A 22,075-nucleotide genomic window follows, 5' to 3' on the forward strand; every position below is an offset into this window, starting at 1 on the left:
TTCATGACAACCGTTCGGTCCCGCCCCCCTGTAACCGCCTAACCCTATAACCAACGCTGGCAGCTTGATAGCACTGCGTTGCGCCCCTTAGAGCGAACCCGAAAGGATAAGTAGGATGCTGCGCTGCAAACCCCAGACGAACCTGAATGCTTCCCGTCGCGATGAGTTGTCGATGTTGCGGCTCAAGCCGCTGGCCCAGGCCATTGCCCTGCTGATGGTGGCCGGCAATGCCCACGCGGCGACGGCGTTCAGTTCGGCCTGGTTTGCTGCCAAGGGGGCGTCCCAGGCCGGTGGCGCGGCGCGGCCTACGACGGCGCAGCCGGGCATGCCGCCGCCCTTGGCGCAGCAGCAACGGGCCAATGCGCAGCTGCAGCGTTCGCTGACCAACCTCAACAACACCGTGGCCGCCATCGCGGCCCAGCAGGCGGCCCAGGCCGCGGGGCGGCAAGCGGCGTTGGGGCAGGTGCAGGTCGTACCCGATGGTTTGGGCGAGGGCGGGCTCAAGGTCGACAACAGCCTGACCCAGGGTTGGCTCAACGCCAAGGGACCGCAGCAGACCCAGGCCGGCGGCAAGACCACGGTGAAGATCGAGCAGACCGCCGACAAGGCGATTCTCAACTGGGAAACCTTCAACGTCGGCCGCAACACCACGGTGGATTTCCAGCAGCAGTCGGACTGGGCCGTGCTCAACCGGGTCAACGACCCGCAGGCGCGACCGAGCCAGATCCAGGGTCAAGTCAAGGGCAACGGCACGGTGATGCTGGTCAACCGCAACGGCATCATTTTCAGCGGCAGCAGCCAGGTCAACGTGCGTAACCTGGCGGCGGTGGCGGCGAATATCAGCGATGAGCAATTCAGCCAGCGCGGCTTGTATGTCGATGCCACCGGCAGCCAACCGACCTTCACCGACGCGGCGGGCAAGGTCGAAGTGCAGCAGGGCGCACTGATCGAAACCCATCGCGCCGCCACCTCCACGGCCGGTGGTGGTTATGCCTTGCTGCTGGGTAGCGAAGTGGAGAACGCCGGTTCTATCATCACCGCCAAGGGCCAGACCACCCTGGCGGCGGGCGACAGTTTCTACATCCGGCGCGGCCAGGGTACCAGCGGCAACCTGCGTTCCACCGCCCGCGGCAACGAGGTCGCGACGTCCCTCAAGCCCGGCAGCAGCGCCGGCACGGTGATCAACAGTGGCCTGATCCAGGCCAGCACCGGCGACATCACCCTCACCGGGCACACTGTGCAGCAGAACGGCGTGGCCGTGGCGAGCAGTTCGGTGGACACCCGCGGCACCGTGCACCTGCTCAACGCCGCGAGCGACAGCAGCGGCAGCGTGACCCTGGGGCAGGGCAGCGCCACGGCGGTGTTGCTCGATGCTGCCGGCGGCAGTGCCCTGGACAGCCAGCGCAATGCCGGACCGGCCGGCCTGGATGGCACGCCGAACAACCTGATCACCGGCCCGTTCAACAACCTCAGCAGCGTCGTGGACCGCAGCGACCAGTCCCGGGTCGAGATCGTCAGCGGCGGCAGTGTCGACTTCCAGAACGGCTCCATCACCCTGGCCACCGGCGGTCAGGTCGCGGTCAGCGCCGCGGGACGCAGCCTGGTGCGCGATGGCGCGGTGATCGATGTGTCCGGTGCCATCGGCGTCAAGGTGGCGATGGAGTCCAATTCCATCAAGGTCAACGTGCAGGGCAATGAACAGCGCGACGCCCCGGTCAACCGCGATGGCGGCAAGCTGACCAACAACGATGTGTGGGTGGACGTGCGTGACTTGATCTACGTGCCGGCGGGCACCAACGGCTACGCCACTGACCGTTGGTACACGGCGGGTGGATTGTTGGAGGTCGGCGGTTACCTGGGCACCCGCGGCCACAGTGTCGGCGAATGGGCCGCACAAGGCGGTACCCTGACGTTCACCGGCAACGACGTGGTGACCCAGCAGGCAGCGCAACTGAACCTGTCTGGCGGCACCCTGGATGTGCAGAGCGGCTACCTGCGCCAATCCTGGCTCAAGGGCCCCGATGGACGCTTGTACGAATTGTCCAAGGCGCCGGGGGACATCCTCTACACCGGTATCTACAAGGGCTACGAAGATCACAGCCAACGCTGGGGCCAGACCGATTACTACTACAACCCACTGATCGCCCCACGCGAACGCTTCGAAGCCGGCTACACCGTCGGCCGCGATGCCGGCAAGCTGGTGGTATCGACCCGCAATGCGGTGCTGGAAGGCCAGATCGTTGGCGAGGTCTACCAGGGTGAACGCCAGACCCAGGCGCCGAACCTCAACCTCGATGGTTACCAGCAATCGCAAAACGCCGTGGCCCGACGGGCTCAGTTGTGGGTAGGCAGCTACACGCCGATCTATGACAAGACCAGTGGCGTGATCAATAGCGGCCTGACCCCCACCTTCGATCAGGTCACCGTCGGCAAGGTGATCGACAAGATTGCCGCGGGCCTGGACCTGACCTCGGCGGTCGGCAGCGACCGGCAAGGCAAGCTGGTGCTGGACAATGCGTTGCTCAATGACTTCCAGCTCGGCGCAGTCAAGGTAGCGGCGGCTGAAGGCATCAAGGTCGACGGTGCACTCAAGGTAGCCGACGGCGGCGATATCACGCTTTATACCCCGCAGGTCGAGGTGAACGCCGACCTGACGGCCCGCAGTGGTCGCATTGTATTGGGTAACATCCTCAAACAGGTCAGGACCGACAATTTCCAGATGGGAGACGTCACGCTTTCACCCGTTACGGGACAGCGGGCGACGGTCACATTGGGCGAAGGCGTCAAGCTGAACACCGCCGGACGCTGGAGCAATTTGCTGCTTGACGGCAACGACCGCCAGGGCCTGCCGTTCATTAACGGCGGCAGCGTGTCCGTGCGTAGCAGTGGCGATATTGATGTGCGGCAGGGCAGCCTGATCGACGTCAGCTCCGGCGCTGCCGTGATGGCCGATGGCAAGACTCGCGGCGGCAAGGGTGGGGACTTGACCTTGACCGCGAGTACCGGTGCATCGTCCGGTAACGGCGACTTGAACCTCGAAGGTGAACTGCGCGGTACTGGCGTGAGTGGTGGCGGGACCTTGAAGCTGGCGGCCAGCAAAGTGCTGATCGGCAACAGCGGCACCCCCCTCGAAGCCGGCACTCTGCAACTGGACGGCGATTTCTTCGACAAGGGTTTCTCGGCCTATGACATCACCGGCAACGAAGGTCTGACTGTGGCCGACGGGACTCGGGTCGATGTGACGATGCCGGTGTACCGTGTTGGTGAACAGGCGTTGGTCACCGGCAGCGACGCGGAGCCGGCCGCTGCCTTGCAGCGCTGGACGCCGGAGCTGTATCAGGAAGACGCGGTCAAAGGTGTCCTGACCCAGCGTCGCGGCGCGAGCCTGAGTCTCACCGCAGGCACGCCAAACTCCAGCGCGGCCGACATGGCCAGTACGGTATTGAGCTTAGGCAAGGGCAGTGTGATTACCGTTGATCCAGGCCAGGGCATCGATGTCCGGAGCAGCGGGCAATTGACCGCCAACGGCACGCTTAACGCCTGGGGCGGGCGGGTCAGCCTTACCGAGTTGAGCGTCGATGATGCGGTTCGCGATCAGGTCAATGCCCAGGGCCACGGTCGTTCCATCTGGCTGGGCGAGCAGGCGCTGATCGATGTATCGAGCCGGGCGATGACAGCTCAGGATATGCACGGCCAGACCTATGGCCTGGTGCGCGACGGCGGGCAGATTGTCATTGGCGGCCAGATCGATGCCGCGAAAGGATCGACGTCTGCCTCCGAGCTGTTTGTGGTGGTGCGCGACGGTGCCCGTCTGCAAGCGGATGGCAGCCAGGCCGTGCTGGATGTCGCTGGTCAGGGGCGCTCGTTAGTGGCGAGCAACGGCGGCAGCATTTCCATGGCGTCGGCCAATGGCTTGTATCTGGACGGCGCACTAAGCGCCCGTTCGGGAGGTGCCGGGGCGGCGGGGGGCAGCCTGTCGGTGGCGCTGGAAACTCCCTACTACCTGAGAAGCGCAGTCGATGGCCGGGTGTTGAACGTGCGTGAACTGGTGTTGGAACAGGTGGCTCAGGCACATCGGCTTGGCGACACGGCTGAAACATCGGCGGATTCGCTGGTCTACGGTCACGGTCGGCTAGGCGTCGATCAGGTCCAGGCCGGTGGTTTCGACAATTTGTCCTTGTTGAGCAACGGACTGATGAGCGTCGATGGCAACCTGTCGATGTCCCTCCGACAAAGCCTGAGTCTGTACGCCCGCAGCTTTGGATTGAGTGCAACCGCGCCAGCCAATACCCGGGTCGAGTTCAATGCACCCCATGTGTTGCTGTCTACTGCGACAGGGCTGACGACCACTCGACCGAGTTTTGATCCTTACACCCGGCCAGTGATCGATGGTGGCGGGGTGTCTCTATTGGCGAGCAAGGCGTTGTTTTCCGTCGACGCGGATCTGTTGGATGTGCAAGGCAATGTGATGTTCAGCAGCAAAGGCACAGTGAGGCAGGCCGACGGCAGCACGGTGGCGCTTGAGCGCGCAGGTTTCGATCAGGTCCGGCTAAGCAGCCGGGGTGATCTGCGATTCCTGGCCGGGTTCTCGAGCGCCGATATGCCTACGGGTTTTACCACTCAGTTGCTGACCCCTTCGGACATGCTGTTGCAAGCGGCCCAGCTGTATCCGGCGACGGGGGTCGGGGCTCGGGTGTTGGCGGGGTCTGGTTGGGGCATATCGGATAATGGTACCCCTCTCTACGACCCGGCACGCAGCCTGGTAATCGGGCGCACAACCCAGACAACGCCCCAGGTACCCTATTCGGCATTCGGGCGCTTGCAACTGGGTAGCGCGAACATCGAACAGGGTGGCGTGGTTCGGGCGCCGTTGGGATTGATTGAGGTCGGCACTAACGGCAGTGTAGGGGGGTATGCCATCAGCGATCGGGTAAGTCTGTTGCCGGGCAGCCTGACGTCGGTCAGCGGCTTGGGCCTGAGATTGCCCTATGGCGGCACCGTCGACGGTCAAAGTTACGAGTACGCTGGCAAGAAGGTGGTGTTGTTAGGACAGGGTGCTGTACCCGGCCTAAGCGCCGACGTTAACATCGGCGTCATTCTGGGCGGGCGATCGGTCACGGCGCAGGAAGGTTCGGTGCTTGACCTGTCTGGTGGCGGTGATTTGCTCGGCGCTGGCTTTATCTCAGGCCGTGGCGGTTCTACTGACGCACGTTTCAATCCGCTGGTACAAATGGGTGCCAATGGCGGTTTCACCTTGCCTGGTCTTTCCAGCAACCCGGTCTACGCCATTGTGCCGGGCAACCAGAGTCAGTATGCGCCGGTCGCTGCCGAAGGTGGTGCGGTGGATCCGAGGGTCGGTCAGCAGATCACTATCGGTGCCGGTGTGCCCGGGCTGGCTGCCGGTACTTACACCCTGATGCCGTCCACTTATGCGTTGCTGCCGGGCGCGTTCCGGGTCGAGGTCAATGGCTTGGCGGGGCAAGGCGTCACAACGGGCGCGCAACAGATGCGCAACGGTTCCTGGACCACCGCCGGGGTGCTGTCGGTGGCCAATACCGGTCAGCATAACAGTTTGTCCAGTCAGGTCATTCTGACGTCGGGGGATGTGCTGCGCCGCTACTCGCAATACAACGAAACAAGCTACGCGCAGTTCGCCGTGGCCGATGCCGCTCGCCTGGGCGTACCCCGGGCAATGTTGCCGGTAGACGCCAAGACCTTGAAACTGAACCTGGCCCCTGGAGCAGGGGATCAAGCATTCTCCTTCAAGGGGATCGGCAAGTTCGCGCCTCAGGCGGGAGGCTTCGGCGGTTCCGTCTCGGTGGTTGGTTACGCCCGGAGCGCGCTGGAGGTGGTTGCGGATGGGCGTGGGGCCACGGCTGGTTTCGAGGGCGTGACCCTCACTGCCGAAAGCCTGAATGCATTGAACGCTTCGCGTCAGGTCATAGGCGGCCTGTTTTCGGTTAGTTACGGTCAAAGCGGAAATTACGTGACGCCGGTGTTTGAGATGTCGCGTAGCGTGACATTGCGTGAAGGTGCGGCATTAGCGGCACCTGAGGTTTTCCTGTTGGCCAATGGCGGCGAGTTATCGATGGAACAGGGCGCTGTCATCAACACCATCGGTCGTGGTGCGGCTGCTTACGACGCCCGAGATGGCTTTGTTTACAATCTCAATAACGACGCCAATATGCTGGCCGCCTCCAATGGTTTGCTCAGCGTACTGGCCCCTCCATCGGGCGGCGCAGGCTCCATCAATATCGGTGGCTGCCGCCTGACGCCTTGCAGTGGCGTCACACGCATTCACTCCGAAGGCAGTATCGTTGCCGGCACCGCTGGCAGCCTGGAACTGGATGACCAGGTGCGTTACGGCACCCGTCACCTGACCCTGGCCCTGAGCAACATCAACGTCGGCACCGCCCAGGCATTGAGCGATGCGTCGGGGCGCAATGTATTGCCTGTCGGTCTGACCCTGAGCCAGACCGTCCTGGATCGCCTGTTGCGCGGGGACACCCAATATGGTGCTCCGGCCCTGGAAACCCTCGAACTGTCGGCCAGTCAGGCGCTGAATTTCTATGGCACCGTCAGCCTCGACACCTATGATTCGACCACCGGTAAGTCGCGCCTGAACAACCTGATGCTCAGCACCCCGGCGATTTATGGCGCGGGCGGCGCCGGCGATGTCGCGACCATCCGCACCGCCAATCTGATCTGGAACGGTGCTGTCGGCGCGCCGGGCTCGGTGATTGCCGGCGGGGCCGGCACCGGCGCCGGTCGCCTGGACATCCAGGCCCAGCGCATCGAGTTTGGCTACGGTGAATTCGCCCAGCCGAGCTCGGTCACTACCCTGGACCGTCTGGCCCTGGGCTTTGCCAACGTCAACCTCAGCGCCAGCGAGCGTCTGACCGCCAATCACAAGGGCAGCCTGGCGGTGTATCAAAGCCAGGGCGCCTATGACGCGAAAACAGGCTACGCCTACAGCGGCGGCAATCTGAATATCCTTACCCCGTTGCTCACCGGTGAAGCCGGCTCGGTCAACCGCATCACGGCGGGCGGAGCGGTCAATGTGACAGGCACGACCGCTAAGCCGGGCACTGTCTCCGGGCTTGGGGGTGAGTTGTCCCTCAAGGGCCAGCGTCTCAATCTTGCCAGTGCGGTGGTGTTGCCCAGCGGCAAGCTCACCCTCAGCGCGACGGATGATCTGACCCTGGCCGATGAAGCGTTGATCGACGTAGCCGGTCGGGCGATCACCTTCAACGATGTCACGCGCTACAGCGCCGGTGGCGAGGTGATCCTGCAAAGCCGCAACGGCAACATCCGCCAGGCGGATGGTTCAAGCATCGACCTTTCGGCTCGCAACAACCAGGCTGGCCGGCTCAGTGCGGTGGCGTTGGGCGAGGCGGCCGGGCTGGTCGACTTGCAAGGACGAATCCTCGGCAGCAGCAGTGGCGAATATGACGCCGGCGGCACCGCCATGCCTTACCTGGCCGGCAGCGTGGAAATCCAGGCCCAGCGCCTGGGCGGCACCGGCAGTCTCAGCGAGCAGTTCGCGGCGTTGAACCAGCGCTTGAACGATGGGCAGGTCTACGGTTCCCGTGGCTTCCAGCTCAAACAGGGCGACCTGGTGATCGGCAATGAGCTCAAGGCGTCGACCATCAGCGTATCCCTGGATAACGGCAACCTGTTGGTCAACGGCAAGGTAGACGCCAGCGGCGAGCGGGTTGGCAGCATCCGACTCTCGGCCGGGCACTCCCTGACCCTGGGTAGCAGCGCGGTACTCGACGCCCACGGCAACCGCCTTCGGGTGGACAGCTACGGCAAGATCATCGACTCGCCGAATCGTGCCACCGTCGACCTGACTTCCCGCGCCGGTGTGCTGACCTTGTCCGACGGCGCTCGTATCGATCTGCGCCATGGCACTGCGGCGCCTGCCGGGCAGCATGACGGCCGCGCCCGTGGCACCCTGGAACTCAATGCCCGGCGCGCCGGCCCGAATGCCACCCTCGGTGACATTGCCATCGACGCCAGTGGGAACCTGGATATCCAGGGGGCGCGGTCCATCGCCGTCAATGGCATGTGGCGGTACAACGACGCGGATTATGGCAGCGATCCGGCGGCCAGCGGTCGCCCTTATCAGGTCATCGACCAGGCGTACCTGGACCGAAAGCATCAGGACAGCACAGACTTCATCAACGCTGCGCTGGACAACGATGATTTGATGCAACGCAAACTCGCTGGCCTGAACAACGCTCGTTATGCCGATGCGTTCCACTTGCGGCCTGGCGTCGAGATCGTCAGTGCGACCGCCGACGGTGACCTGGTGGTGCAGGGTGACCTGGACCTGTCCGGCTTTCGCTATGCGAGCGTCAATCCGCACACGCAGAAAACCGCCGTGTACGGCTCCGGCGAGGCCGGCGCGCTGACCCTGCGCGCCGGGGGCGACCTGAGCATCTACGGCAGCATCAACGACGGTTTCGCACCTCCACCGGCCACGCAGGATGACAAGGGCTGGGTGTTGTTGCCCGGGATCGACTTCACCGGCGGCGACATCATCGTACCCGGCGCCGGCGTGACCTTGGCCGAAGGCACGGCCTTCCCGGCGGGGACCACGTTGAACTACGATTTGCCGATCAAAGGCGTGACGTTGGCGGCGGGGACTCGATTGCCGGTGGCGGCGATTCTTGAACAGCCACTGGAGCTACCCGCTGGCACCGTATTGGCGGCAGCTGTGCACGATGCCTCCGGCAATCTGCTGTTTGCCGCCGGCACCTTGCTGAACCAGGCCCAGACCCTGCAAGCCGGCTCGCAACTGGGGGCCGGCAGTGTGTTGAGCAGGCCCACTGCGCTGCTCGGATTCACCTGGCCGAAGGGCGTTGCGTTGCCCAACGTGGCCAACGTGGGCAATGTCCAGAGCAACATTCTCAGGTTGGACCGCAGCCTGGCACTGAACCGTGGTTCGCTGATCCCGTCCGGGACCGATGTGAAGTTGCCGGATGGCGTCGAGTCGATCCAACTGCGTCCGGAAATCGCCGGCAGCCAGGGGCGGATGTGGGCCGTCGCACCGATGCTCGCCGAGGGTTCGCAGTCCTGGTCGCTGCGGTTGGTGGCCGGGGCCGACACGGCGGCGGCGGACAGCCGGATCGTCCAGCCCGAACCACTACATGGCGATTTGCGCCTTGCCGATAGCCACTACGGCATGTTCGGCAAACCGGTGCCGGCCAAGGGCGTTTTCCTCTGGACTGAGGCGGGGGTCGCAGAGCTTCTGAACGCCGGGGTCACTGTCGAGCTTGGCGCACCCATCGACCAGGAGATCGTTGGCGCCTTTGGTTACGCTTCGGTCGATGCATTTTGTGCCGACCTTCCATTCATGTGTGCGCTGCAATCTTCCTACAAGTGGACGGAGGCAGCAGTGGAGGCGCTGGCGGGATCCGGTTATGACGTCAAGGCAGGGGCGCCGATAGATGCGTCGGCTGCCCAGTTCTTCGGGTTCGATTCGGTCCAGGCGCTTTGTGAATATGCGCCAGAGATGTGTGCCGCCCTCGGCGTGGACTACAAGCTGGTCGCCGGCAGTACCCGCCCGAGCGTTATCCGCACCGGCACCGGCGACCTGGAACTGCTCAGCGGCGGCAGCCTGCGCATGGACACGTTATTCGGCATCTACACTGCCGGCACCTCGTCAACGCCGACGTTCCCGGGCGATCCCTACAACCAACCCAAAGCCCTGGGCGCCAACGGCAAGGTGCTCAACGACGAGAATGGCAGCTACGAAAAACTCGTGGATGGTGGCGCAGAGAGCATCTACCGCGCCTGGTATCCGGATGCGGGCGGGAACCTGTTGCTCAAGGTTGGCGGCGATCTCAGCGGCAACTTGACCGCGCCCGCCAGCGCCTTCGGACGGCCGAATCCTGCCGACATCGACCAGGACTCGGCCAATGTGGGCAACTGGCTCTGGCGCCAGGGCGACGGTGATTCGGTGAATGGTCAGTCGACCGCCTGGTGGATCAACTTCGGTAGTTATACCGCGTCGACGGTATTGGGTGGCGCTGATCAAATGGCCGGTTTCACCGGGTTCGGGACCTTGGGCGGCGGAGATCTGGATGTACAGGTAGGTGGCGATGCAGGCGTGTTGGGCCGACTCGCCGGTAACGATTTCAATACAAATATAAACCCTCGTAGCCAGGGGCTGTTGCTGGCAGTGGGCAGCACCGGGCGCGTGGGCGGCGATGGCAGTCTGCAACTGACCGGCGGCGGTGATCTCAATCTGCAGGTGGGCGGTGCTTTGAATCCAGAGAGCCTGTTCGTGAACGGGCATCTCAACGGTGCGGTCATCAACCTGCGGGGGCACGCGCAGATCGATAGCGGCGCCATCGGTCGTATTGACCTTCAATACGGCAACGCTACCTCAGCACAGTCCCCAGGAGAAACGCGAGCCTACGATTCCTTCAAGTCCACACGAGGACTTGCTGCCGGTGGCCTGACCCTCATGCCGGGCGATGCCACCTTCGATTTGACAACGTCGGGCGACCTTGTCGTGATGGACGTTGCCGACCCGGGTCGGGCGCCGATGATGAGCGCCTCTCGCTTCAAGGACGGTGACAGTAACGGATCGGGACTGAGCTGGTTCACGCTATGGACAGCCAATACTGCGATCGACTTGTGGTCGTCCGGAGGTAACCTGACGCCTTTCACCTCCAGTACCGCAACGGACCTGGCGGTGGTCTACCCGTCGATCCTCAGAGCGGTGGCGGCCAGTGGCAGCCTCTATTACGGAAAATCTTCAGCAGTTTATGACGCAGGCTATAGCGGCAATAATCGTCCAGCCCTGCTGCTCGCTCCCGGCATCAACAGCGAGTTGCAATTCATGGCCGGCGATTCCATTTATGGCGGCGACATGTCGGTCAGTCGTTCCGGTGCCGCATCGACCGCTTTGGCGACGCCATTCCGGCCAGCCTATGTCGCTTCTATCGATGGCGGCATCACGATCAGGGTCAGCAATCTTTCGGCCGATGGTAATCCCGTGCGCCTTAGTTCGAACATGCTGCCGCTGTTTGCCTTCGACACCAGCAGCGCTTCCAGCGAATGGGCCCTCAATGCCGATCCTGCTCGCTTCTATGCGCTTGAAGGCGACTTGCTGGCGGTGACCACCGGGCGGTCGATGACATCGGTTTCCACAGCCAGATGGCCGGGGCGAATCGCATATGAAGGCGCTGGAGCTGTCCGGATGATGGCTGGACGAGACATCGTCAGCAGCGGGGTACCGCTGGCCGGATCGCGCAGTGATGACAACAATGAGGTGGGGGATTACACCAGCACCGGCAACCTCTTCATCCACAACAACCCCACCGACATCTCCATCGTCTCCGCCGGCCGTGACATCCTCTACAGCAACTTCAACGTCGCCGGCCCCGGCCTGCTGGAGATCACCGCCGGGCGCAACATCCTGATGGACGACAAGGTCAGCATCACCAGCCTCGGTGCCGTGGTGCCGGGGGATTCGCGCCCTGGCGCGAGCCTGGTGCTGCAAGCTGGCGCCGGCCTCAACGGCGCGGATTACGAACGCTTCGTCAAGGCCTACCTGGACCCGGCGAACCAGGCCCTGGCCGGTGTGCCGCTGGCGAACCAGGACGGCAAGGTCGCCAAGACCTACGAGGCGGAGTTGGTGGATTGGCTCAAGGAACGCTTCGGCTTCAGCGGCGACAGCGAACAGGCCCGCAGCTATTTCGCGGCGTTGCCGGCCGAGCAGCAACGGGTGTTTGCCCGCGACGTGTACTTCGCCGAGCTCAAGGCCGGTGGTCGTGAGTACAACGAAGTGGGCGGCGTGCGCCAGGGCAGCTACCTGCGGGGCCGGGAGGCTATCGACTTGTTGTACCCAACCAAGGACGTGGCGGGCAATCCGATCACCTACAAGGGCGACATCACGATGTTCGGCGGGGCGGGGGTGCACACCGATTTCGGCGGCAGCATCCAGATGCTGACGCCGGGTGGCGGGCAGACCTTCGGCATCGAGGGTAACGCACCGCCTTCCACCGCCGGGGTCATTACCCAGGGCGAGGGCGATATCCAGTTGTATGCGCAGAACAGCATCCTGCTGGGGCAGAGCCGGATCATGACCACCTTCGGCGGCTCGATCCTCGGCTGGTCGGCCCAGGGTGATATCAACGCCGGTCGCGGTTCGAAGACCACCGTGGTGTACACGCCGCCCAAGCGCTTGTACGACACCTGGGGCAATGTGACGCTGTCGCCTTCGGTGCCGAGCACCGGGGCCGGTATCGCCACCCTCAACCCCATTGCCGAAGTGGCGCCGGGGGATATCGACCTGATCGCGCCGCTGGGCACCATCGATGCGAGTGAGGCAGGGATCCGGGTGTCGGGCAACGTCAACATCGCGGCGTTGACCGTGGTGAACGCGGCCAACATCCAGACCCAGGGCAAATCCACCGGTGTGCCGCTGGCAGCCTCGGTGAACACCGGGGCCATCACCTCGGCCAGTTCGGCGGCGTCTTCGGCGACGCAGGCGGCTGAAGACGTGGCCCGTCAGCAACAGAATGCGGCGCGGCAGAACCAGGCGTCGGTGTTCACGGTGCAGGTGGTGAGTTTTGGCTCCGAGCAACTGGCCCCGTCACGCGATGGCGCCAACCGCGACGCGCCTCGGGCCTATGACCCGGCCAGCCCGGTGCAGGTACTGGGCGCGGGGCCTTTGGACGAGCAGAACCGCCAGCGGCTGACCGAGGAGGAGCGGGGGCGGTTGAGTTTGTAGGGGATTGAGCTTGCAGTGAGGTGGGCTGTGCTGGCCTCATCGCGAGCAAGCTCGCTCCCACAGGGAACTGGGGTGTTCATGAGTTTTTTGCATGCACCACAGAGCCCATTGTGGGAACTAGGTGTTCATGAGTTTTACATGCACCACAGAGCCCATTGTGGGAGCGAGCTTGCTCGCGATAGCGGTGGAAAGTGGATTACAACCACCGCGGCGTGGTGAAGAACGAGGCCATTTCCGAGCGGGCCAGTGCCGCGCCGAAGTAGGGGCCCTGGACATGGTCGCAGGCCACGTTACGCAGTTGGCTGAATTGCAGGGCGTTTTCGATGCCTTCGGCGGTGACCATGAGCCCTACGCTGCGGCTCAACCGGATCATCGCCAGGACGCCTTCCTTGTCGTCCTCCAGGCCCAGCTGCGAAAGGATGTTGCGATCGAAGCGGATGCCATCGAACGGCTGGTCCAGCACCTCGCGCAGGGAGGCGATGCTGGTGCCGAATTTGTCGATGTTGATCCGCACGCCGAGGTCCTTGAGCGCATGGAGGGTGCTGGCGACGGTCTTGTGGTCGGCCAGCAGGACCCCTTCGGCCACTTCCAGGGTCAGCCGGTGAGGCGCCAGGCCGCTCGCTTCGAGGGCCTCTTGCACCTGGTCGAGCAGGAAGTTGCTGTTGAACCACCGGGGTGAAACCGCGATGGAGACATTGACGGCGCTCGGCCAGGTCGCGGCCTCTTCGCAGACATTGATCAACATCCAGGTACCCAGCTCTTCCAGTTGGCCCGAGGTTTCGGCCACCGGTATGAAGTCGCCCCCAGCCAGCTCACCTTTCTCGGGATGGTGCCAAAAGGTCTGGGCTTCGAAACCGTGCAGCTGCTCGGCGCTCACATCGAAGCGAGGCAAGTAGCGCAGTTCCAGTTGGTCCCGCTGCATGGCGTCGCGCAGTTGCTGCTCGTATCGCCGCCGGTCGCGGGCCAAGTTGCCCATGGCTTCCACATACACGCGCCAGGTGTTGCGGCCTGCTGCCTTGGCCGCATACAAGGCGATATCGGCGTGGCGCAACAGTTCATCGGCGCGTTCGTCGCCGGGCTGCGCCCAGGCAACGCCGATGCTCACCCCCAGGTACAGCGTATTGCCGTCCAGGTGCATGGGCCGTTGCATGCAATCGATCAGCCGTTCACACAGTTGATCGAGATCGTCGGCGTCACCGGGGTCGGGCATGACAATGACAAATTCGTCACCGCCCAGGCGCGCCACCAGATCGGTGCCACGGACGTTTTGCTGGAGGATATGCGCCACTTCCCTGAGCACTTTATCGCCCACGGCATGGCCGAGGGAGTCGTTGACCGGCTTGAATCGGTCCATGTCCAGGTTCAGCAGCGCCAGAGGCGGGCGATCAGGTCGGCCCAGGTGTTCGCGCAGGCAATCGAACAAGCGGTTGCGGTTGGCCAGCCCGGTCAGCGGATCATGCAGGGAAAGGTGCTTGATCTGGGCCAGCGCCCGCAGCTCGTCGGTGATGTCGGTGGCGGTGCCGCGAAAACCCAGGGTGCCGGCCTCGATGGCCCGTACCGACAGTTTGCAGGTGCGGATGCGCTGGTTGCGCGCGGTGTACTCGCACAGCAGCGGTGCCGAAGAGAGGCTGTTGGCCCCGCCGAGCAGCCATTGGGCAATCGAGATCGAGCCGCCATGAGGGTGGAGCAGCCGTTGCAGAGGCTTGCCCAGCCATTCCGTGGGGCTGAACCCGGTCACTTGTTCGAAACGCTCCGACAGGTAGGTCAGCGTCCCGGTGGAATCGACCTCCCACAACCAGTCGGATGAGACTTCGGCAATGTCGCGGAAACGTTCCTCACTGCGTTCCAGCGCCTTGCGGTGGGCCAACAGGCTGGCGTATTGGCTTTCCTGGGCGCGAAACATCACCAAGGCATGGCGCAGGACGGCCAGCGCCAGGATTCCCAGCACCAGTAACGCCAGGGCCAGCAAAGGCAGCAGGACCTTGCGCAGATCCTGGCCCGGGGTTTGTGGTCGCCAGGCCAGGGCCTCCAGGGTCAGGTTGTCGAGCAGCAATTGGGCGGTATCGGCTGGGCCGGGTGTCCTGGCGATATGGGCATCGGGCAGGGCGAAGTCCCGCGCCAGGTTTTCCAGGGCGCCGGGGTCCAGGACCTTGACGAAGAGCATCAGGCTGGGCGGGCCGGGAATTTGCGCCACGCTGTTGTCCGTGCCGGTGGTGATGGCGGACACGGCGACGAACGCCGGGGCATCTTCGTGATGCAGCATCTCGACGACCACTTCGTCGTGTTTTTCCTCGGTGCTGGCTTTGTTCCACAGGGCGCGCAGGTCGCCGGTCAGCCAGGTGTCGGCATCGACGTCGCTCATTTGGCCATCGATCACCGAATAGACGGTCTTGCCGGTTGGGGAAATGACAAACACCGCCTGGTAACCGTAGAGCGAATACACGCTGCTGCCGACGTTTTCCTGGTCATAGGCCCATTCCTTGTCGACCTTGACGTGCAGGTGCCGGTAGGCGTCGCTCCATTTGGAATAGTCGCTCAGGTCCCGGCCGATGCCGGTGCGGATCCCCTCGATGGCCCGCTGGGCGAAAAACAGGCTCTGTTCACGGGAGCGTCGGTCCTGGGCGCCGGTGATGTTGAGCAACACGGCGATCGCCAGTGCGGACATGACAAACAGCAGGAGCATGATGGCCGGAAAAGTGCGACGGGTGAAGCTACGGGTTGGCGAGCCCGGGGAAAGAACAGTCGAGTCATTGCCAGCATTTTCAATCATAAAGATAAGTCATCAGCCAAAAAGCGATTTCACCCGCACGTGTTTTATATCGGCGGGTGGGCTGATTTACTGAGTCGTGTTGACGAAGGGGCCGACAGGCTGCGTCGTATTCGTCAGGTGCGGGCCTTCAAGCGTGAGGCCCACTCGAGGGCGACATCCCGTTGGCGCAGGGAATTGACCCCGGCGGCGGCCAGTAGGGCAATGAATGCGGCCAGTGCGGCCAAGGCCATGTCCTTTTGCGAGTCCCACGGGTCTTGTTGGGCGCCCACAAAGGCCTTGGCGGTGTCGCCCCCGATATAGGCGCCGCCCAGCCATTCGATGATCTCGTAAATGGCCGACGATGCGAGGATCAGGTTCCAGGCCAGGAAATAGCCCCTGAACCCCGTCGCTGGCGCAACCCGCAGCAAAACCTCGCGCACCGGATACGCCAGCAGCAGGCCGTAGCTGAAGTGCACCAGCCGATCGAATTGGTTGCGTTCGAAGCCCATGAGCCGATCCAGCGACGGGCCCCCGGTAAGGGCCTGCCACCACGAGTTGTAAGGTACCTTGGCATAGGTGTAGTGGGCGCCGACTTCATGGATGCAGAGGAACACGAACAGCAGTGTGGCGGAAAGCCGGGAAAAGCTGAACCGTCGATGAACGGTCACCAGGACGACCAATAACGCAATGACCAGCAGGTTCTCCGCCAGCCAGTCGCTGCGTTTCAGCGGCGCGATGGCCAACCATCCCCACAGCACGCAGAACACCAGCAGCAGGGACCGTTCATAGCGACGATGCAGCTCAACGGTTGGCATCGCGTCAGCCTCACTCTTTATCCGTGCGATGGCCCGGCAGCAAGCTGCTCAGTACCTGCTTGGCGGTCTCGACCACGATGCCTCGCTCGTTCGGGTCGCCCTGGAGCAGGGTCGAGGCAAATTTCTTCGCCTGTTCCAGCTTGATGTGTGGCGGCAGCGGTGGCACGTCGGGGTCGGTGCGAAACTCGATCAGCACCGGACGATCCGCCGCCAGCGCGGTTTCCCAGGCCGTGGCCACGTCGTCCTCATGCAGTACCAGGATGCCCTTCAGGCCAATGGATTCGGCGAACAAGTGGTAGGGCACGTCGGGGATGTCCTGGGAGGCGGCGAATTTCGGATCGCCCTCCATGACCCGCTGTTCCCAGGTCACCTGGTTCAAATCCCGATTGTTGAACACCGCACAGATCCAGGTGCCGTTGGCCCAGGTGCGCCAGTACTTGGCAACGGTGATCAGCTCGGCCATGTTGTTCATCTGCATGGCGCCATCGCCCACCAGGGCGACCACCGGCCGCTGCGGATGGCAGAACTTCGCCGCGATGGCATAGGGCACGGCCGCGCCCATCGACGCCAGGCCACCGGACAGCGAACACATCATGCCGCGACGGATCTTGATGTCCCGGGCGAACCAGTTGGCACAGGAGCCGGAATCGCAGGTGATGATGGCGTGCTCCGGCAGCCGCGGCGACAGTTCGAAGGTGACCCGCTGCGGATTGATCGGCTTGGCCGATACCCGGGCGCGTTTTTCCAGGGTCCGGTCCCAGCGCTCCCGCCAATGCTCGATTTTCTTGCGCCAGGCTCGGTCGGTTTTTTCTTCGATCAGCGGCAGCAGGGCGCGCAAGGTGTCGACACTGTCGCCGTGCAGGCTGACTTCCATGGGATAGCGCAGGCTGAGCATGTCCGCCTGAATGTCGATCTGCACGCCCCGGGCCTGGCCTTCAGGGGGCAGGAACTCGGCGTAGGGAAAGCCGGAGCCGATCATCAGCAACGTGTCGCAGCCGGCCATCAGGTTGTCGCTGGGTTCGGTGCCGAGCAGGCCGATGGTGCCGGTGACCCAGGGCAGGTCATCCGGCACGGCGGCCTTGCCCAGCAGCGCCTTGGCCACGCCGGCGCCGAGCTTCTCGGCGATGGCGATCACCTCGTCAGTGGCGTGCAGTGCTCCGGCGCCGACCAGAATGGCGACTTTCTTGCCGGCATTGAGGACGTCGGCGGCTTTGCGCAGGTCCTCTTCGTAGGGGACGATGCTGGGCTTGCGGTAGCCGACGCCGGAGTGAACCGTACCGTGCTTGTGAGGTGGCGCGGTGTATTCCATCTCCTGGAGGTCGTTCGGCAGGATCAGCGCCGTGACCCGGCGCTCGCCTATCGCCGTGCGTACGGCGCGGTCCAGCAGGTGACGCACCTGGGCGGGCACGCTGGCTTGCTGCACGAACGCCCCGGCCACGTCCTTGAACAGGCTGACCAGGTCCAGTTCCTGCTGGTAATGCCCGCCCAGTGCGGCGCGCGCCTGTTGGCCGCTGATGGCGAGCACTGGCATGTGGTCCATCCGGGCGTCGTAGAGGCCGGTCACCAAGTGGGATGCTCCGGGCCCGGAGGTGGCGATGCAGACCCCCAGCTCGCCGGTGAACTTGGCGTGGGCACAGGCCATGAACGCGGCCATTTCCTCGTGGCGGGCCTGGATGAAGCGGATTTTTCCCTGGGCGCGGTTCAAGGCGCCAAACACGCCGTTAATGCCATCGCCCGGATAGCCATAGATACGGCGAACCCCCCATTCATAAAGACGTTCCACCAGAAAATCACCGACGGTCATGCTCATGTCTGTCCCTCGTTTCAGGCTGCGGTCGCTCGGCGCGACGTGCAGCGGTTGACGTTCATACAAGACTTGACCGGCGCAGACCTTCCAAGGTTTCGATTTTTTCAACCCCAGGGGCCTGAGGCCGGGCGGGCGTGTATCGCAGTGTGTACCGCACAGGCCCGGATACACCTGCTTGACGAAGGCCCAGGCCGGCGACACAGGCCGGATACACACCGGCGATTAACTACGCCAGCCAGCCGACACCGAACCTCGGTGCGGATGACTGGCACCTTAATTGTCAATCGTCAGAGGAATACCCATGCTCAACTTCTCCCGTCATTCGTCCCTTGCACTCGGCCTGGCCCTGGTCGGCGGCCTGGGTCTCTCCACGGCGGCTTCGGCCTTGACCATGAACGACCTGGCCCAGGGCTACACCCTGGCGGCAGCCGATACCGTGAAAAAAACCGCCGAAGGCAAGTGCGGCGAAGACAAGTTCGCCAAGACCGATACCAACCACGACGGCCAGGTCTCGCGGGACGAGTTCATCGCCGCTGCACCGGAGCGCGCGGCGGAGTTCGACAAGATCGACGCCAACCACGACGGCGGCATCTCGTTGCCGGAAGCCAAGCAATACCTGTCGGCCCAGGCGAAGACCGCCGAAGGCAAATGTGGCGAAGGCAAGTGCGGGGCGGCTATCGAGTCCTGATTCGCCCCGGGTGGTGAGCCTGATGAGTTGATGCCAGCCCACTGAGGTTCGATTTCCACCGTCGGGTGGCGTTCGCTCCATGAGGCTCTCCACATCTCGTTTCCTCAGGAGATGTGTCATGTTGAATTTACCTCAACCCTCGGCAGGCCTCGGCCTGCGCCGGGCCTTGCTCGATGAGCTGCGCCAGGCACCGGCCGGGGATTTCGATTTTCTCGAAGTTGCCCCGGAAAACTGGATCGGAATCGGCGGCCCCCATGGGGCCGCCTTGCATTCGCTGGCCGAACGTTATCCGTTGACGTGCCATGGCCTGTCGTTGTCCCTGGGTGGGCCGGCACCGCTGGACCTGGCGTTTCTCGGCCAGGTGCGCGGGTTTATCGAGCGTTTCAACGTGCCGCTCTACAGCGAGCACTTGAGCTACTGCGGCGATGACGGGCATCTGTATGACCTGTTGCCGCTGCCCTTTACCGAAGAAGCGGTGCATCACGTGGCGGCGCGGATCCGTCAGGCTCAGGATGTGCTGGGGCGCCGCCTGGCGGTGGAAAACGTCTCCTATTACGCCGCCCCCCAACAAGACATGAGTGAGCTGGAATTCACCCGGGCGGTGTTGCGCGAAGCCGATTGCGACCTGTTGCTGGACGTCAACAACGTCTACGTCAACTCGATCAATCACGGTTTCGATCCCCAGGGATTCCTGGCGGGCCTTGAGCCGGGGCGGGTGGTCGCGATGCATGTGGCCGGGCATTACGATGAGTCCGATACGCTTAAAATCGACAGCCATGGCGCACCGGTCAAACCGGTGGTCTGGGCGTTGCTGGCCCAGGCCTACGCGCGTTTCGGCGTGCGACCGACCTTGCTCGAACGGGACTTCAATTTCCCGCCCTATGCCGCGCTGGTGGCCGAATTGCAGACGATTCGCCAGTTGCAACACCCGGCCGTCCCCCGGCAGGCGGTGAGCCATGGCTGAGGCCCGGCAGACGCTGCATCAGCAGCAACAGGCGCTGACCCGTTACCTGCGCGACCCGGAACACTACCCGGTTCCGACCGGCATGGACGCGGCGCGGGCGCAGGTGTATCGCGACCTGATCTTCGAAAACATGCGTTCGCTGCTCAGCGGCACCTTCCCCGTGCTGGTGAGCGTGCTGGGGCAGGCCTCCTGGCGTGCCTGCGTGCGCCGTTTCCTGCGCGAACATCGTTGTGCCACGCCCAGGTTCGGTGAAATCGCCAAGGAGTTTGTGGCCTACCTCGTGGCCCACTCATCGCCGGACTGGCCGCCGTTCGTGGCGGAGCTGGCGCACTATGAGTGGGTCGAGATGGCGCTGCTGCAATCCGAGGCCGAGCCGTTGCTGATTCATGATGAGGCCGCCTTGCTCGATCTGCCGCTGCGTGTCTCGCCCCTGGCCTGGCTGTTGGCGTACCAATGGCCGGTGCATCGCCTGGCCCCGAGCTACCAGCCCTCGACGCCTCCGGCCCAGCCGACGCTGTTGCTGGTGCGGCGCACACCTGGGTTTGAGGTGCGCTTTGCCGAACTCAGCCCGTTGGCCTGGCGCCTTTTGCAGCGCATCGAGGAATATCCCGAGTTGGCGGGGCGAGGGCAGCTGCTGGCGTTGGCGCAGGAGGCGGGGGTGGCTTCGTTCGAGTTCATGGACAGCGCCGTGGCGCTGTTGCGGCGGATGCAGGAGCAAGGGGTTGTTGGCGTAGAGCAGTAATCTGCCCATTTGAAATGCTAACCCCCGTGGGAGCGGGCTTGCTTGCGAAGGCGGTGTATCAGTCAAGGTCAAGTTGGCTGACACTCCGCCTTCGCGAGCAAGCCCGCTCCCACAAAGTTATGCATTAATTGCACTATCGGCGGTGCACGCCGCTTTTCACCAGCGCATCCACACTCAGCTTCCCAGCCCCTTGCAGCACCAACGGCAGCAACGCCACCAGATAGATCAACGGCAGCTTGAAGTTGCCATGCCCCTTGTTGGTAATCGCATAACCCTGGGCCAGTTCGCTCAAGCTCGACCAGTCCGCCGGCCAGTGCACGGCAGCGGTCGCCACCACGGTGACGACGATCAGCACCAGCGCCGACAGGCGCGTGCCCAAGCCGATCAACAGGGCGATGGCACCGATCAGTTCGGCCCACATCGCCAGTTCCCAGTTCCACTGGGCCGGCACATGGTCGAAGGGGAACGGAAAGGCGGACTGGATCTCGGCGAACCAGTTCTCGCCATTCCATTTTTCCAGGCCGGATTCGAAAAACTCCCAGGCCAGGAACAGGCGCAGGCCCAGCGGCGCGAGCCAGGCGCCTGCCTGATCGAGATGCAGGTGCAGTGTTTTCAGCACGTTTGAATACATGATCGGCCTCCCTGGGCTCAAGCGTGTTGCGGCCGTTGGCGGCGCTGCGTGGCCTGGGCCAGCTTGCCTACCAGGCGGATGGCGGTGGCGGCGCAGATCAGGCCGAATGGCAGTACGTACCAGTCGCTCATGGGAATGCGCTTGAAATTGGAGTAGGCAAAGATCGCCGCCAGTACCCACATACCGGTGACATGCAGGCGCTTCCAGGCCTTGAAGCCGATCAGGCGCGTGGTGCTTTTGAACGAGGTCAGGGCCAGCAGCAGGATGAAGACGTAGCCCACGGTGCCGGGCACGTTGCCGAGGGTGGTGCGGCCGGGCCAGAACTCGGTGTTGAGCTGGCCGTAGCTGTAGATCAGCACCGCGTGGACCAGATGGGAGAAGGCAAACGCCAGCCCGATGAAACGCCGTTCGCGCACCAGCGAGCGGCTCAGGGGCGAGGGCACCAGCACCGCGAATGCCGAGGCGGTGAAGGCCAGCAAGAAGAGGAAGAAGGACGAACGAGCCGTGGCACGAATGGCGCTGCGCACGCCTTCGGTGAGGTCCGGGTTGAGCACCAGGATCAACCCGGTCATCAACAGCACCAGGGCGGCGAGCAGGCTGAACAGCGACCAGCCCTGGAAACGTAGGGGAGATGCAGTTGCGGTAGGCATGTAAAGGCTCCTTGGATGTCGAGGCCCGGTCGTGATGGCCGCCGGGGTACGAGGAGTCTTTCAAGCCGGTGTAAGCGGGGTGTGTCCGCAACGCAGTCTCGTGCAAGTTTGTGTATGCCCATCATCCGCAGACACACTGACATACAAACCTTGAACAGATGCCGGCAGCCACACCGCTATCGCGAGCAAGCTCGCTCCCACAGGGGTATTGGTAAGACATCAATCTGTGTAGCGCCTCGGATCAGTGTGGGAGCGAGCTTGCTCGCGATGGCGTCAGG

The 22,075-nt window shown here is 63.6% G+C and carries 9 protein-coding genes; 4 read left to right on the plus strand and 5 right to left on the minus strand.

Annotated elements, in window-relative coordinates; genetic code table 11:
• Positions 1-115: 115 nt before the first annotated feature.
• Positions 116-12,751: a filamentous hemagglutinin family protein gene (locus BLO80_RS10215; RefSeq protein WP_092327828.1), complete on the plus strand. Its 12,636-nt coding sequence runs from the start codon at positions 116-118 to the stop codon at positions 12,749-12,751.
• 196 nt (positions 12,752-12,947) lie between these two features.
• Here the strand turns inward: BLO80_RS10215 and BLO80_RS10220 are convergent, their stop codons facing one another.
• The 3 genes from BLO80_RS10220 to BLO80_RS10230 all read right to left on the minus strand — a co-directional run bounded on the left by BLO80_RS10220 (position 12,948) and on the right by BLO80_RS10230 (position 18,125).
• On the minus strand, positions 12,948-15,521 hold the full coding sequence (locus BLO80_RS10220) for a bifunctional diguanylate cyclase/phosphodiesterase (RefSeq protein ID WP_092327830.1): 2,574 nt from the start codon (positions 15,519-15,521) through the stop codon (positions 12,948-12,950).
• Positions 15,522-15,634: 113 nt separating this feature from the next.
• Positions 15,635-16,315 (minus strand): DUF2238 domain-containing protein, encoded by a 681-nt coding sequence (locus tag BLO80_RS10225; protein WP_092327831.1) that lies wholly within the window; start codon positions 16,313-16,315, stop codon positions 15,635-15,637.
• A gap of 10 nt (positions 16,316-16,325) precedes the next feature.
• Positions 16,326-18,125, minus strand: a complete 1,800-nt coding sequence (locus tag BLO80_RS10230) for a thiamine pyrophosphate-requiring protein (protein ID WP_092327833.1) — start codon at positions 18,123-18,125, stop codon at positions 16,326-16,328.
• Positions 18,126-18,423: 298 nt separating this feature from the next.
• Between BLO80_RS10230 and BLO80_RS10235 the strand changes: the two genes are divergently transcribed.
• The 3 genes from BLO80_RS10235 (at position 18,424) to BLO80_RS10245 (ending at position 20,516) form a co-directional block, all read left to right on the plus strand.
• Complete coding sequence (locus BLO80_RS10235; protein WP_092327834.1) at positions 18,424-18,810, plus strand: HvfA family oxazolone/thioamide-modified RiPP metallophore; 387 nt, start codon at positions 18,424-18,426, stop codon at positions 18,808-18,810.
• Between the two features lie 118 nt (positions 18,811-18,928).
• Positions 18,929-19,774: an HvfB family MNIO-type RiPP peptide maturase gene (locus BLO80_RS10240; RefSeq protein ID WP_092327836.1), complete on the plus strand. Its 846-nt coding sequence runs from the start codon at positions 18,929-18,931 to the stop codon at positions 19,772-19,774.
• On the plus strand, positions 19,767-20,516 hold the full coding sequence (locus BLO80_RS10245; RefSeq protein WP_092327837.1) for an HvfC family RiPP maturation protein: 750 nt from the start codon (positions 19,767-19,769) through the stop codon (positions 20,514-20,516). The genes BLO80_RS10240 and BLO80_RS10245 overlap by 8 nt, the downstream gene beginning before the upstream one ends.
• A gap of 133 nt (positions 20,517-20,649) precedes the next feature.
• Here the strand turns inward: BLO80_RS10245 and BLO80_RS10250 are convergent, their stop codons facing one another.
• Both BLO80_RS10250 and BLO80_RS10255 read right to left on the minus strand, forming a co-directional pair.
• The gene (locus tag BLO80_RS10250; RefSeq protein ID WP_072404441.1) at positions 20,650-21,147 is read right to left on the minus strand and encodes an HvfX family Cu-binding RiPP maturation protein; all 498 of its coding nucleotides are present in this window, start codon (positions 21,145-21,147) and stop codon (positions 20,650-20,652) included.
• Between the two features lie 17 nt (positions 21,148-21,164).
• Positions 21,165-21,797, minus strand: coding sequence for a ferric reductase-like transmembrane domain-containing protein (locus BLO80_RS10255; protein ID WP_092198371.1), 633 nt, complete (start codon positions 21,795-21,797; stop codon positions 21,165-21,167).
• Positions 21,798-22,075: the final 278 nt, after the last annotated feature.

This window comes from Pseudomonas sp. NFACC56-3 (assembly GCF_900100025.1).
GTDB classification, from domain to species: Bacteria; Pseudomonadota; Gammaproteobacteria; order Pseudomonadales; family Pseudomonadaceae; genus Aquipseudomonas; species Aquipseudomonas fluorescens_AA.

Excerpts from the sequence above, each read along its gene's own strand:
- BLO80_RS10215 (WP_092327828.1), top strand. The coding sequence starts at position 116 with ATGCTGCGCTGCAAACCCCAGACGAACCTGAATGCTTCCCGTCGCGAT.
- BLO80_RS10220 (WP_092327830.1), bottom strand. The coding sequence starts at position 15,521 with ATGATTGAAAATGCTGGCAATGACTCGACTGTTCTTTCCCCGGGCTCG.
- BLO80_RS10225 (WP_092327831.1), bottom strand. The coding sequence starts at position 16,315 with ATGCCAACCGTTGAGCTGCATCGTCGCTATGAACGGTCCCTGCTGCTG.
- BLO80_RS10230 (WP_092327833.1), bottom strand. The coding sequence starts at position 18,125 with ATGAGCATGACCGTCGGTGATTTTCTGGTGGAACGTCTTTATGAATGG.
- BLO80_RS10235 (WP_092327834.1), top strand. The coding sequence starts at position 18,424 with ATGCTCAACTTCTCCCGTCATTCGTCCCTTGCACTCGGCCTGGCCCTG.
- BLO80_RS10240 (WP_092327836.1), top strand. The coding sequence starts at position 18,929 with ATGTTGAATTTACCTCAACCCTCGGCAGGCCTCGGCCTGCGCCGGGCC.
- BLO80_RS10245 (WP_092327837.1), top strand. The coding sequence starts at position 19,767 with ATGGCTGAGGCCCGGCAGACGCTGCATCAGCAGCAACAGGCGCTGACC.
- BLO80_RS10250 (WP_072404441.1), bottom strand. The coding sequence starts at position 21,147 with ATGTATTCAAACGTGCTGAAAACACTGCACCTGCATCTCGATCAGGCA.
- BLO80_RS10255 (WP_092198371.1), bottom strand. The coding sequence starts at position 21,797 with ATGCCTACCGCAACTGCATCTCCCCTACGTTTCCAGGGCTGGTCGCTG.